This is a genomic window from Aquabacterium sp. T101, from assembly GCF_057219775.1.
This window is the reverse complement of record NZ_JBXVVZ010000010.1, coordinates 39762-52600: the sequence shown is the minus strand read 5'-3', so window position 1 is coordinate 52600 and position 12839 is coordinate 39762. Positions and strand designations below refer to the sequence as shown.

At 73.6% G+C, this 12839-nt stretch carries 14 protein-coding genes; 7 read left to right on the top strand and 7 right to left on the bottom strand.

Annotated features, from left to right (window positions below):
- Positions 1-55: 55 nt before the first annotated feature.
- The 5 genes from ureE to AC2EAQ_RS18285 are packed head-to-tail and all read left to right on the top strand — an operon-like array spanning position 56 to position 4479.
- Positions 56-640 (top strand): urease accessory protein UreE, encoded by a 585-nt coding sequence (gene ureE, locus AC2EAQ_RS18305; protein ID WP_484645874.1) that lies wholly within the window; start codon positions 56-58, stop codon positions 638-640.
- The gene (locus AC2EAQ_RS18300; RefSeq protein WP_484645873.1) at positions 637-1326 is read left to right on the top strand and encodes an urease accessory protein UreF; all 690 of its coding nucleotides are present in this window, start codon (positions 637-639) and stop codon (positions 1324-1326) included. The genes ureE and AC2EAQ_RS18300 overlap by 4 nt, the downstream gene beginning before the upstream one ends.
- The gene (gene ureG, locus AC2EAQ_RS18295; protein WP_484645872.1) at positions 1323-1988 is read left to right on the top strand and encodes an urease accessory protein UreG; all 666 of its coding nucleotides are present in this window, start codon (positions 1323-1325) and stop codon (positions 1986-1988) included. The genes AC2EAQ_RS18300 and ureG overlap by 4 nt, the downstream gene beginning before the upstream one ends.
- A 50-nt stretch (positions 1989-2038) precedes the next feature.
- On the top strand, positions 2039-3748 hold the full coding sequence (locus AC2EAQ_RS18290) for an ExeA family protein (protein WP_484645871.1): 1710 nt from the start codon (positions 2039-2041) through the stop codon (positions 3746-3748).
- Complete coding sequence (locus AC2EAQ_RS18285; protein WP_484645870.1) at positions 3745-4479, top strand: general secretion pathway protein GspB; 735 nt, start codon at positions 3745-3747, stop codon at positions 4477-4479. The genes AC2EAQ_RS18290 and AC2EAQ_RS18285 overlap by 4 nt, the downstream gene beginning before the upstream one ends.
- A gap of 84 nt (positions 4480-4563) precedes the next feature.
- Here the strand turns inward: AC2EAQ_RS18285 and glgA are convergent, their stop codons facing one another.
- Complete coding sequence (gene glgA, locus AC2EAQ_RS18280; RefSeq protein WP_484645869.1) at positions 4564-6042, bottom strand: glycogen synthase GlgA; 1479 nt, start codon at positions 6040-6042, stop codon at positions 4564-4566.
- On the bottom strand, positions 6042-7319 hold the full coding sequence (gene glgC, locus AC2EAQ_RS18275; protein ID WP_484645868.1) for a glucose-1-phosphate adenylyltransferase: 1278 nt from the start codon (positions 7317-7319) through the stop codon (positions 6042-6044). Before glgC ends, glgA begins: the two co-directional genes overlap by 1 nt.
- 125 nt (positions 7320-7444) lie before the next feature.
- On the opposite strand from glgC, the gene lysM reads away from it, so the two are divergent.
- Positions 7445-7933 carry a peptidoglycan-binding protein LysM gene (gene lysM, locus AC2EAQ_RS18270; protein WP_484645867.1) on the top strand — a complete coding sequence of 163 codons (489 nt, stop codon included), beginning with the start codon at positions 7445-7447 and terminating at the stop codon, positions 7931-7933.
- Between the two features lie 31 nt (positions 7934-7964).
- The gene (locus AC2EAQ_RS18265) at positions 7965-8570 is read left to right on the top strand and encodes a thymidine kinase (RefSeq protein WP_484645866.1); all 606 of its coding nucleotides are present in this window, start codon (positions 7965-7967) and stop codon (positions 8568-8570) included.
- 3 nt (positions 8571-8573) lie between these two features.
- Here AC2EAQ_RS18265 and asd read toward each other — a convergent pair whose 3' ends face one another.
- The 5 genes from asd to AC2EAQ_RS18240 all read right to left on the bottom strand — a co-directional run bounded on the left by asd (position 8574) and on the right by AC2EAQ_RS18240 (position 12557).
- Positions 8574-9425, bottom strand: a complete 852-nt coding sequence (asd, locus tag AC2EAQ_RS18260) for an archaetidylserine decarboxylase (RefSeq protein ID WP_484645928.1) — start codon at positions 9423-9425, stop codon at positions 8574-8576.
- 76 nt (positions 9426-9501) lie between these two features.
- Positions 9502-10539 carry a S49 family peptidase gene (locus AC2EAQ_RS18255; RefSeq protein ID WP_484645865.1) on the bottom strand — a complete coding sequence of 346 codons (1038 nt, stop codon included), beginning with the start codon at positions 10537-10539 and terminating at the stop codon, positions 9502-9504.
- Positions 10536-10976, bottom strand: a complete 441-nt coding sequence (locus tag AC2EAQ_RS18250; protein ID WP_484645864.1) for a Rieske (2Fe-2S) protein — start codon at positions 10974-10976, stop codon at positions 10536-10538. Before AC2EAQ_RS18250 ends, AC2EAQ_RS18255 begins: the two co-directional genes overlap by 4 nt.
- Entirely contained in the window at positions 10969-11628 is a 660-nt protein-coding gene (locus AC2EAQ_RS18245) for an HAD family hydrolase (protein ID WP_484645863.1), read from the bottom strand. The genes AC2EAQ_RS18250 and AC2EAQ_RS18245 overlap by 8 nt, the downstream gene beginning before the upstream one ends.
- Positions 11625-12557 (bottom strand): RluA family pseudouridine synthase, encoded by a 933-nt coding sequence (locus AC2EAQ_RS18240; RefSeq protein ID WP_484645862.1) that lies wholly within the window; start codon positions 12555-12557, stop codon positions 11625-11627. The genes AC2EAQ_RS18245 and AC2EAQ_RS18240 overlap by 4 nt, the downstream gene beginning before the upstream one ends.
- Between the last annotated feature and the right edge of the window lie 282 nt (positions 12558-12839).

Sequence of the window (12839 nt, the reverse complement as noted above, 5' to 3'; positions counted from 1 at the left end):
TATAAGCAGCGCTGACCCGTGGCCACGCCGGCCCCGGCCAGCCCCCTGCCCGCCCATGCTCAGCGTCAACAAGATCCTCCCCGCCGGCCGCGGCCTCGCCGCGCCGCTGCTGCGTCGCGCCTCCAGCGTCGAACTCGACTGGGACCTGCGCCAGAAGAGCCGCTTCGAGGCCACCGACAGCGCCGGCCGCCACCTGGGCGTGTTCCTGCCGCGCGGCAGCGTGCTGCGTGGCGGCGACGTGCTGGTGGCCGAGGACGGCTCGCTGGTGCGCGTGGTGGCGGCGCCGCAGCCGGTGTTACGCGTCACCGCCTGCCCGGCCCACGGCACCGCGCTGGACCTGCCGCGTGCGGCCTACCACCTGGGCAACCGCCATGTGCCGCTGGAGGTGCGTGCCGACCACCTGCAGTTCGAACCCGACCCGGTGCTGGCCGACATGCTGCGCTCGATGCACCTGATCGTGACCGAGGTGCAGGCGCCCTTCGAGCCCGAGGGAGGCGCCTATGCGACGGGGTCGGGCCACGGGCATGGTCACGGGCATGGCCACGGTCACGAACACGCGCACGACCACGGTCACGACCACGGTCACGATCACGCGCATGACCATGGCCACGATCACGGCCACGGCCACGATCACCGATGAACCCCGCCCCGGACGCCCTGCTCGGCCTGATGTGGCTGGCCTCCCCGGCCCTGCCGGTGGGCGGCTTCAGCTATTCCGAGGCGCTCGAGGCGGCCGTGGAGGACGGCACGGTGCGCGACGCCGCCACCGCCGGCGACTGGCTGGCCGACCAGCTGCACCTCGGCCTGGGCCGGGCCGACCTGCCGCTGGTGGCCGCGGCCCATGCGGCCTGGTCGGCGAACGACCTGCCGCGGGTGGCTGACCTGAACGCCTGGGCCCTGGCCACGCGTGAGACCGCCGAGCTGCGTGCGCAGTGCGAGCAGATGGGCCGGTCGATGCACGAGTGGCTGCGCCAGCGCGGCGACGACGGCGACGCGCGCGTGGCGGCGCTGGGCGCGCTGGCGCCGGCGCCGGCCTGGCCGGTGGCGTTCGCGCTGGCCGCGGCGCGCACCGGTGCCGATGCCCCCGCCAGCCTGCTCGCCTACGGCTTCTCCTGGGCCGAGAACCAGGTGCAGGCGGCGCTGAAGGCGGTGCCGCTGGGCCAGTCCGCCGGGCAGCGCATCCTGGCCCGGCTGGCGCAGGACTTGCCTGCCGTCGTGCGGCACGCCCTCGACATCGACGACGACGCGCGCCAGGCCTTCACGCCGCTGCTGGCGGTGCGCAGCGCCCTCCACGAAACCCAGTACTCCAGGCTGTTCCGATCATGACCACCGCACTGCACAACGTCCCCCGCCGCACCAAGAAGCTGCCGCCGCTGCGCGTCGGCGTCGGCGGCCCCGTCGGCTCCGGCAAGACCACGCTGGTCGAGAAGCTGTGCAAGACGATGCGCGAGCGCTGGGACCTCGTGGTGGTCACCAACGACATCTACACCAAGGAGGACCAGCGCCTGCTCACCGTGGCCGGCGCGCTGCAGCCCGAGCGCATCGTGGGCGTCGAGACCGGCGGCTGCCCGCACACCGCGATCCGCGAGGACGCGAGCATCAACCTCGAGGCGGTGGACCGCATGCTCGAGAAGTACCCCGACGCCGACATCGTGTTCATCGAGTCCGGCGGCGACAACCTCGCGGCCACCTTCAGCCCCGAGCTGTCGGACCTGACGATCTACGTGATCGACGTCGCCGGCGGCGAGAAGATCCCGCGCAAGGGCGGCCCGGGCATCACCAAGAGCGACCTGCTGGTGATCAACAAGACCGACCTCGCGCCCCATGTCGGCGCCGACCTCGCGGTGATGGAAGCCGACACGCGGCGCATGCGCCCGGCGCACGCCAGCACGCGCCCCTATGTGATGACCAACCTGCACACCGGCGCCGGCCTCGACGCGGTGGTGCGCTTCATCGAGCAGCGCGGCCTGCTGCAGGCCGCCGCCTGAGGGTCGGGCCCCGGGCGCGGGGGCCGGCCCGGGCGCTATCCTCCCGCCCCATGTACGCCCAGTACTTCGGCCTCAAGCACGAGCCGTTCTCCATCGCGCCGGACCCGCGCTACCTCTACATGAGCGAGCGCCACCGCGAGGCGCTGGCGCACCTGCTGTACGGCGTCAAGGGCGGCGGGGGCGGCTTCGTGCTGCTCACCGGCGAGATCGGCGCGGGCAAGACCACGGTGTGCCGCTGCCTGCTGGAGCAGATCCCCAAGCGCTGCAACGTCGCCTACATCTTCAACCCCAAGCTCACGGCGCTGGAACTGCTCAAGACCGTGTGCGAGGAGTTCCACGTGCCGGTGCAGCACGACGGGGTGGGCGCGCCGACGGTCAAGGACTACCTCGACCCGCTCAACCGCTTCCTGCTCGAGACGCATGCGGTGGGCCAGAACAACGTGCTGATCATCGACGAGGCGCAGAACCTGTCGGCCGGCACGCTGGAGCAGCTGCGCCTGCTGACCAACCTGGAGACCAACGAGCGCAAGCTGCTGCAGATCGTGCTGATCGGCCAGCCCGAGCTGCGCACGATGCTGCAGCGGCCCGAGCTGGAGCAGGTGGCGCAGCGCGTGATCGCGCGCTACCACCTCGACGCGCTGTCCGAGCGCGAGACGGCGCGCTACCTGCGGCACCGGCTCCAGGTGGCCGGGCTGACGTCGGCGTTCCCGTTCAGCAAGAGCGCCGTGCTGCGCATCCACGAGCGCTCGCGCGGCGTGCCGCGCCGCATCAACCTGCTGGCCGACCGCGCGCTGCTGGGCGCCTATGCCGAGGGCGCCGCGGGCGTGGACCAGCGCATCGTCGACAAGGCGGCGGCCGAGGTGTTCGGCGTGCAGGAGCGCCTGGGCGCGCTGCGCCGCTGGGCGCCGTGGGGCCTGGGCCTGGCGCTCGGCGCGGCGCTGACCGGCGCCGCGGTGTGGCTGTGGCCGAGCGACGGCGGCAGTACGCCCGCGCCGACGGCCGCGGCGTCGGGCGCGGTGCGTGCCGCACCCGCGGCGTCCGCGGCCGGCACCGTGCCAGCCGCCGCGTCCGGGGCCGCGACCACGGTGGCCCGCGGCACCGTGACGGCGCCCGCGGCGTCGGCCCCGGTGTTCCTGACTGCCGCCGACGTGGCCACGCGCGCCGCCGGCGCGGCACAGACCGAGGCCGATGCGTGGCGCGAACTGGCGCCGGCCTGGGGCATCGGCCTGCCCGAGGGCGTGACCGACCCGTGCGCCGCAGCGCAGCGCGCGCAGTGGCAGTGCTTCCGCAGTGCCAACGGCGGGCTGCCGCTGATCCGCCAGCTCGACCGGCCGGGCTTCATCACGCTGCGCGACGAGTCCGGCCGCACCGTGCACGCGCTGCTGCTGGGCCTGCAGGAGCGGCATGCCACGCTGCGCCTGGGCGGCCAGCCGATCCATGTCACCCTGGTGTCGCTGGCCAACGTGTGGCAGGGCGACTTCGGCACCTTCTGGCGCGCGCCGGAAGGCTATGTCGGCGTGCTGGCCGACGGCGCGCGCGGCCCGGCGGTGGACCTGCTGGCCACGCAGCTCGCCGCGCTGCGGGGCGAGGCCGCGCCGCCGGCCGGACAGGCCTATTCCGCGGCGCTGCGCGCGCGCGTGCAGGCCTTCCAGCTGTCGCAGGGCATCCAGGCCGACGGCCGCGCCGGCCCCACCACCTTCATGCAGCTCGCGCGGGCCACCGGCACGTCACGCGAGCCGCGCCTGGACACCGCACCATGAGCTACATCCTCGACGCGCTCAAGAAGGCCGACGCCGAGCGCGAGCGCAGCCCGGTCCCCGGGCTGCATGCGCACGACGGCGGCTTCGGCATCGCCGACCGGCGCGACGGCCCGCCCTGGCGCGCCATCGCGATCGGCACCGTGGCCTTGCTGCTGGCGGTGCTGGCCTGGCTGTGGTGGGGCCGCGCCGACCCCGCGGTGCCCGCGCCGGCGCCCGTGCCGATGGCGGCCGCGCCGGCACCGACCGAGCTGCCCCCGCCGAGGCCGATGCCGGCCCCCGCACCCGCGCCGGCCCCGGCCGCTGCGCCCGTGTCGCTGCCCCTGGCCGATGGCCGCGCCCCCACGCCCGCGGCGGCACCCGCCCGGCCCGCGGCCCCTGCGGCGCCACCGGCCCTGCCCGCCCCCCAGCCGGCACCTGCAGCGACAGCGACGCCCCGGGCCCCGGCCGCATCGCCGGCCACGCCCCCGGCGGCCGCCGTGGCGAGCGCGCCGGCCGCGACGCCGCGCGTGCCGACGCGCAACGAGCTGGCGGCCGACCTGCGTGCCGCGCTGCCGGCGATCAACGTGAGCGGCGCGGTCTATGCGCCGCAGCCGGCCAGCCGCCTGCTGTTCGCCAACGGCCTGGTGCTGCGCGAGGGCGATGCCATCGCCGACGGGCTGACGGTCGAGCGCATCGGCCCGACGTCGAGCGTGCTGGTGTTCCGCGGCCAGCGCTTCGAGCAGCCGCACTGACGCACGGCGCGGCGACCCAGGGCGCCGCCACCGCGGTCGCTGCGTCGACGTCAGGGCGCCGCCACCGCGGCCGCCACTTCGTCGTCAGGGCGCCGCGACCGCGGCCACCGCCTCGCCGTACAGCGCCGCGTAGCGCGCGGCCGCACTGTCCCAGCCGAATCGCAGCGCCATGCCGCGCCGCTGTACCGTGCGCCAGTCGCGCGGGCGCGCCCACAGCGTGAACGCGCGCCGCAGCGCACGCTGCAGGTCGTCGGTGTCGAAGCGCTCGAACACGAAGCCGGTGGCCAGTCCGTCGGCCAGGTCCTCGAGGCTGCAGTCGACCACGGTGTCGGCCAGGCCTCCGGTGCGGCGCACGAGCGGCAGGCTGCCGTAGCGCAGCGCGTACATCTGCGTCAGGCCGCAGGGCTCGAAGCGCGACGGCACCAGCGTGACGTCGCTGCCGGCGAAGATGCGGTGCGCGAGGCCCTCGTCGTAGCCCTGGCGCAGCGCCACATGCTGCGGGTGGCGCGCTGCGGCGCGGCGCAGCGCGTCTTCCAGCGCGGCGTCGCCGCTGCCCAGCACCACGAGCTGCGCGCCCCGCGCCACCAGGCTGTCCACCACGTCCACCACCAGCGGCATGCCCTTCTGCTCGGCCAGGCGGCTGACGACGCCGAACAGCGGCGCGTCGTCCTGCGCCGCGAGGCCGCACTCGGCCTGCAGCGCGCGCCGGCACTGCGCCTTGCCGGCCAGGCGCGCGGCGCTGAAGCGCGCCGCGATGGCATCGTCGTGCTCCGGGTCCCACACGGCGTCGTCCACGCCGTTGAGCACGCCGCTGACCACCGCGCTGCGCTGCCGCAGCAGGCCGTCGAGGCCGCAGCCCAGCTCCGGGCCCTGGATCTCGCGCGCGTAGCCGGGGCTCACGGTCGTGATGCGGTCGGCATAGTGCAGCGCGGCCTTCATGAACGACAGCTGGCCGTGGAACTCGACGCCGTCCACGCCCCAGGCCTGCGCCGGCAGGCCGAGCTCGGCGAAGTGGCCGCGCGCGAACAGGCCCTGGTAGGCGAGGTTGTGGATGGTGAACACGCTGGCGGCGCGGTGGCGCCCGGCCTGGCGCGACAGCGCGGCATAGGCTTGCGCGAGGCCGGCGTGCCAGTCGTGGCCGTGCAGCACCTGCGGCTGCCACGCCGCGTCGGCGCCATCGGCCAGGCGCGCCGCGGCCAGGCCGAGCAGCGCGAAGCGGCGCGCGTTGTCGGGAAAGGCATGGCCGCTGCCGTCGCCGTAGGGCGTGCCCGGGCGCGCGTAGAGGCCGTCCTGGCGCAGCAGGTAGGCGGGCACGCCGGCCAGCGACGGCGCATCCAGCCGGCCGCGCACCAGCTCGGCCGGCATGCCGCCCCAGGGCGGCTGCACGCGCGCCACCACCGTGGCCTCGCGCAGCACCTTCGCCAGCGGCGGCAGCGCCGGCAGCAGCACCCGCACGTCGGTGCCGGCGGCGGCCTGCGCCGCCGGCAGCGCGCCGATCACGTCGGCCAGGCCTCCGGTCTTGACGAAGGGGTAGATCTCGGTGCCGACGTGCAGGACACGCATCAGGCCAATCGCTCGAGCATGTCGCGGGTGATCAGGCACACGCCCTTCTCGGTGCGCTCGAAGCGCTGCGCGTCGAGCACGGGGTCGTCGCCCACCACCAGCCCCTCGGGCAGCGTGCAGCCGCGGTCGATCACCACCTTGCGCAGCCGGCAGCTGCGCTGCACGGTCACGCCGGGCAGCACCACGGCGTCCTCGACATGGCAGAAGGAGTGGATGCGCACGTTGGAGAACAGCACCGAGTTGGCCACGTGCGAGCCGCTGACGATGCAGCCGCCCGAGACGATGGTGTTGACCGCCAGCCCGTGCGAGCCGTGGCTGTCCGGCGTGAACTTGGCCGGCGGCAGCTGGCGCTGGTAGGTCCAGATCGGCCACTCGGTGTCATAGATGTCGAGCTCCGGGTTGATCGACGCGAGGTCGAGGTTGGCCTCCCAGAAAGCATCGATCGTGCCCACGTCGCGCCAGTACGGCGGCGCGCCATTGGGATTGCGGATGCAGCTCATCGAGAACGGGTGCGCCAGCGCCTTGCCGTCGGCCACGGCGCGCGGGATCACGTCCTTGCCGAAGTCGTGGCTGGACTGCGGGTTGGCCAGGTCGGCCTCGAGCAGGCGGTACAGGTAGTCGGCGTCGAAGACGTAGATGCCCATGCTGGCCAGCGAGCGGTCGGGCTGGCCCGGCATCGGCGGCGGGTCGGCCGGCTTCTCGACGAAGCTGGTGATCTTGCGCAGGTTGTTGATGGCCATCACGCCGAAGGCGCGCGCCTCGTCGCGCGGCACCTCGATGCAGCCCACGGTGCACGACGCCCCGGACTCGACGTGATCCTTGAGCATCAGCGAGTAGTCCATCTTGTAGACGTGGTCGCCGGCCAGCACCACGATGTACTCGGGGCGCGAGCTCTGGATGATGTCCAGGTTCTGGAACACCGCATCGGCGGTGCCGCGGTACCAGTGCTCCTCGGCGACGCGCTGCTGCGCGGGCAGCAGGTCGACCATCTCGTTCATCTCGGAGCGCAGGAAGCTCCAGCCGCGCTGCAGGTGGCGCAGCAGCGAGTGGCTCTTGTACTGGGTGACCACGCCGATGCGGCGCATGCCCGAGTTGACGCAGTTGGACAGCGCGAAGTCGATGATGCGGAACTTGCCGCCGAAGTACACGGCCGGCTTGGCCCGCTTGTCGGTCAGCTGCTTGAGCCGCGAGCCGCGCCCGCCGGCCAGCACCAGCGCGGCGGTGCGGCGCACCAGCTGGTGCACCGGCACCGCGGCGGCCCTGGAAGTCTTGTCCATCGCGAAGGTCTCCTGCAGCACGCGGGGGGCGCGTGACGCGGTCGATTGTGCGCCGACGCGCCCTGTCACGCCGCCCGCCCGGCGCGCCGCTAGGATGGGGCTTCCCCCAACCCCAGGAGCACCCCATGGGCCTGATGACCTTCATCAAGGAAGCCGGCGAGAAGCTGTTCGGCGGCAAGGAAGCCAAGGCGGCCGAGGCGGCCCCCACCGCGGAGAACCTCGCGGCGCTGAACGCGACGGCCGGGCAGGCGATCGCCACCTACATCGGCACCCAGAACCTGCCGGTCGACGGCCTGGACGTGGCCTTCGACGCGGCCAGCGCCACCGTCACCGTCTCCGGCACCGTGCCCGACCAGGCCACGAAGGAGAAGGTGCTGCTGTGCTGCGGCAACGTGGCCGGCGTGGGCGCCGTCAACGACATGCTGGTGGTCAATGCGCCCGAGCCGGAATCGCAGTGGCACACCGTGGTCAGCGGCGACAACCTGTCGAAGATCGCGAAGAAGTTCTATGGCGACCCCAACAAGTACCCGCTGATCTTCGAGGCCAACAAGCCGATGCTCAAGCATCCGGACAAGATCTATCCGGGCCAGCTGCTGCGCATCCCGGGGGCATGACCGCCCGCCGGCCCGAAGGGCGCGCACGGCCGTGACCAAGCTGTACTTCCGCTATGCGGCGATGAACGCCGGCAAGAGCACGGCGCTGCTGCAGGCCGCGCACAACTACGAGGAGCGCGGCATGCGGGTGCGCCTGTTCACCGCCGCGCTGGACGACCGCGGCGGCCCGGGCGTGATCGGCTCGCGCCTGGGCCTGTCCCGGCAGGTCGAGACCTTCGGCGCGGACACCGTGTTCGAGGCCGGCTGGCTGCTCGACGGCGACCCCGTGCGGCCGGCCTGCGTGCTGATCGACGAGGCGCAGTTCCTGACGCCGGCGCAGGTGCGCGACCTGCACCGGCTGGCGCACCGCGAGCGGGTGCCGGTGCTGTGCTGGGGCCTGCGCAGCGACTTCCAGGGCCGCGCCTTCCCCGGCGCCGCCGAGCTGCTGACGCTGGCCGACGACCTGGAGGAGATGAAGACCATCTGCGCCTGCGCGCGCAAGGCGTCGATGAACCTGCGCATCGACGGGCAGGGCCGCCGCGTCGATGCCGGCGAGCAGGTGCTGATCGGCGGCAACGACCGCTACCGCGCGGTGTGCCCGGGCTGCTTCTACAGCGACGCTGCCGACCCGGTGCGGGCCCCGGGCCTGTTCGGCTGAACCCTAGCCGGCGCGCGAGGCCATGGCCTCGCCCATGCGGATGGGGCTGCCCGGCCGCCACGCCGGGTTGAACGCCAGCGGCCCGGGCGGAAACAGCAGCACCACCGTGGAGCCGAGCAGGAAGCGGCCCATCTCGGCGCCGCGCTCCAGCGGCACCGCCTGCTCGCCGTCGTAGTGCCAGTCGCGCACCGCGCCCGGGCGCGGCGGGTTCACCACGCCGTGCCACACGGTGGCCATGCTGCCGACGATGGTGGCGCCCACCAGCACCAGCACGAACGGACCGTGCTCGCCGTCGAACTGGCACACGACACGCTCGTTGCGCGCGAACAGCCCCGGCACGCCGCGCGCCGTGGTGGGGTTCACCGAGAACAGGTCGCCCGGCACGTGGATCATGCGGCGCAGGCGGCCGGCGCACGGCATGTGGATGCGGTGGTAGTCCTTCGGGCTGAGGTACAGCGTGGCGAAGTGGCCGCCGAGGAACGGGCGCGCCAGCGCCGGGTCGCCGCCCACCAACGCCTGCACCGTGTAGGTGTGGCCCTTGGCCTGCACGATGGCGTCGCCGTGCACCGGGCCGAGCTGGCTCACGGCACCGTCCACCGGGCTGACCAGCGCCGCGTCGGCCAGCGGCCGCGCGCCGGGTGCCAGCGCGCGGGTGAAGAAGTCGTTGAAGGTGGCGTAGGCCGCCGGGTCCGGGTTGGCGGCCTCGGCCATGTTGACGCGATAGCGGTCGATGAACCAGCGGATCACCCGCGTGGTGAGCGCCCCGCCGCGCGCGCCCGCCAGCTCGCCGGCCAGGCGCGTGAGCGCCTGCTTGGGCAGCAGGTACTGCGGCAGCACCGCCATGCGGTCCGACACGAGCGGGCCGAGGGCGTCGGTGGGGTCGCTCACGGCCGGTGGCCCTGCGGCGGGTGCGCCTGGCGTGCCGCGGTGCTCATCGGATCGGCGCGAGCTCGCGCAGCGCCTTGACCGCGCCGTGGCCCACGGCCGCGCCGAAGCGCTTGGCGAAGCGCTCGGCGATGTTGTCGTGCGGCGTGTAGTCGATGATCTCCTCGGCCTTGATCACCTCGCGCGCCACGTAGTCGATGTTGCCCACCTTGTCGGCCAGGCCCAGGCGCACCGCTTCTTCGCCGTTCCAGAACAGGCCGGAGAAGGTGTCCTTGTTCTCCTTCAGTCGGTTGCCGCGGCCCTGCTTGACGACGGCGATGAACTGCTGGTGGATCTGGTCGATCATGGCCTTGGCATAGGCCGTCTGCTGGGCGTTCTGCGGCGAGAACGGGTCGAGCATGCCCTTGTTCTCGCCGGCGGTGAGCAGGCGGCGCTCGACGCCGAGCTTCTCCATCGTACCGGTGAAGCCGAAGCCGTCCATCAGCACGCCGATGCTGCCCACGAGGCTGGCCTTGTCGACGTAGATCTCGTCGGCGGCCACCGCGATGTAGTAGGCCCCCGACGCGCAGACCTCCTCGACCACGGCATAGACCTTCTTGCCGTGCAGCGCCTTCAGGCGCCGGATCTCGTCGTTGACGATGCCGGCCTGCACCGGGCTGCCGCCGGGCGAGTTGATGCGCAGCACGATGGCCTGCGCCGCCTTGTCCTCGAACGCGCTCTTGAGCGCCGACACGAGCCGCTCGGCGCTGGCCTCGGTGTCGGGCGCGATCTCGCCCTGCACCTCCACCAGCGCGGTGTGCGGGCCGCCGGGCGCCGCGACATGCGTGCGCGCCACGAACAGGGCCCACATCAGCGCCAGGGCCACGCCCAGCCACGCCAGGCGGAAGAACACGCGCCAGCGCCGCTCGGCGCGGCGGTCGCGCAGCATGTCCTGAGCCAGCCGCTGCAGGGTGGTGTCCAGCCCGGGGCCGGCGCCGGCCACGGCGGCGGCGGCCCGGCCGGGCGTCGAGGCGGCGCTCGGATCGGCGCCGGGCGGGTGCGCGTCGGGCAGCTGCGAGGACGCGGGATCGTCGGAAGGGTTCATGGGGTCGGGGGCTCCGTGTGCGCCGGGTCGGCGGCGCCGGGGCCGTCGAAGGCCACCGGTGCGATGTCGCGGGAAGGATACCAATGCACCTGACCGTCCTGCTCGGACACGGTCACCGGCATCAGCCGTCCGCGGCCGCAGGGCCCGCCGAGGCAGGCGCCGCTGGTGGGCGAGTACTGCGCGCTATGCACCGCGCAGACGATGGTGCGGCGCTCGGCGTCGAGGAACTCGCCCGGGGTCCAGTCGAGCTCGGTCGGCACGTGCGAGCAGCGGTTGATGTAGGCCACCACGCGGCCGTCGATGCGCAGCGCGAAGCCGCGCGCCGGCTGGCGCCACAGCACGACGTCGAAGCCCACGCCCCGGCCGCGCTCGGCGAGGTCCTCGCTGCGGCACAGCCACTGCGGCACGGGGGCCGCCGGCGCGACGGAGTCAGGCATGGGCCACCAGCCAGTCGTGCAGCTCACGCGTGGAATGGGCCACGTGCAGCGGCGCGTACTCGGCGAAGGTCTCGTGCTGGTGCGCGCCGAAGGCCACGCCGACGCCGGCCGCGCCGGCGTTGCGCGCCAGCAGCAGGTCGTGCGTGGTGTCGCCGATCATCAGCGTGCGCCCGGGCTCGACGCCGAACTCGCGCATCAATTCCATCAGCATCAGCGGGTTGGGCTTGGAGGCGGTCTCGTCGGCGGTGCGGGTGGCGTCGAACACGCCCTTGAGCTGGGCGTGGGCCAGCGCCTCGTCCAGGCCGCGCCGGCCCTTGCCGGTGGCCACGCCGAGCCAGTGGTGGCGCTGCTTGAGCGCCTGCAGCATCTCCAGCGTGCCGGCGAACAGGCTCAGCTCGTGCTGGCGCGAGAAGTAGTGGTGGCGGTAGCGCGCCCCCAGCTCGGGGTAGCGCGACTCGGGCAGCCCCGGCGCCACGTGCCGCAGCGCGTCGCCCAGCCCGAGGCCGATCACGTAGGACGCGTCGTACAGGGTCGGCTCGGGTGCGCCGACGTCGCGGCAGGCGGCCTGGATGCAGCGCGCGATCAGCGCGGTGGAGTCGTACAGGGTGCCGTCCCAGTCGAAGACGATCAGGTCGAAGCGGCGAGGTCTCATCGTGCGGGGGCCAGTGCGTCGAGGAGCCGCAGGCACTCGGCCGGCAGCGGGGCGTCGAGGGCGACGCGGGCGCCTCCGGCGGGATGGTCGAAGGCGAGGTGCCGCGCGTGCAGGAACATGCGCGCGAAGCGGTGTTCGCCGCGCGCCATGTCGCGGTTGGCGGCGAAGTCGCCGTACTTGGGGTCGCCCACGATCGGGTGCCCCTCGTGGGCGAGGTGCACGCGGATCTGGTGCGTGCGGCCGGTCTTGAGCGTCACGTCCAGCAGCGTGTGCGCCGGCAGGCGCTGCGCCACCTTGACCAGGGTGATCGAGCGCCGCGCCTCGTCGTGGCCCTCGGCCACGGCCTTCACGTGGCGCTCGCCGCGCGCGTCCAGCGTGCGCAGCAGGGCCACGTCGATCACCTTCTTCGACGCCGGCCACGCGCCGTTGACCAGCGCGGCGTAGATCTTGACGGTGCCGCGCTCGCGGAACTGGTCCTGCAGCGCGGTGAGCGCCGAGCGCTTCTTGGCCAGCAGCAGCACGCCGGAGGTCTCCTTGTCGAGCCGGTGCACCAGTTCGAGGAAGCGCGCCGCGGGCCGCGCCCGGCGCAGCTGCTCGATGACGCCGAAGCTCACGCCGGACCCGCCGTGCACCGCCACGCCGGCCGGCTTGTCGATGGCCAACAGGTGGTCGTCCTCGAGCAGCACCGCGAATTCGCGCGCCGGCGCCGCGCTCGCGTCCGGCCGTTCGGCGGTGCGCACCGGCGGCACCCGCACCTCGTCGCCCAGCGCCAGCCGGGTGTCGGCCCCGGCCCGGCCCTTGTTGACCCGCACCTCGCCCGAGCGGATCACCCGGTAGACGTGGGTCTTGGGCACCCCCTTGAGCTCGCGCAGCAGGAAGTTGTCCAGCCGCTGGCCGGCGCTGCCTTCGTCCACCACCAGCCGCCGCACCGTGGGATTTGCACGTTCGGCGGGGGCGCGGCGCGTGGCCCCGGCGTTCGCCCCTATAATCGGTCCGTCCACGTGTGCGCCGTAAGTGCTTGATTCGCTGAGAGTTTAGCGGGGCATCGAGAGCGCGCGTGGAGGTGATGCAACTCCCGCAACGCGCCGCGGGCCGCGGTCCCGAAGAGACCCGGCAGCCGCGCGACGCGGGTGGCAGAGAAACGCGAATCCAACCCTCGGTCGGCGCCCAAGCCGGCCGCGAAAAGCAGAACAAGGTTTACGGCGCCGGCC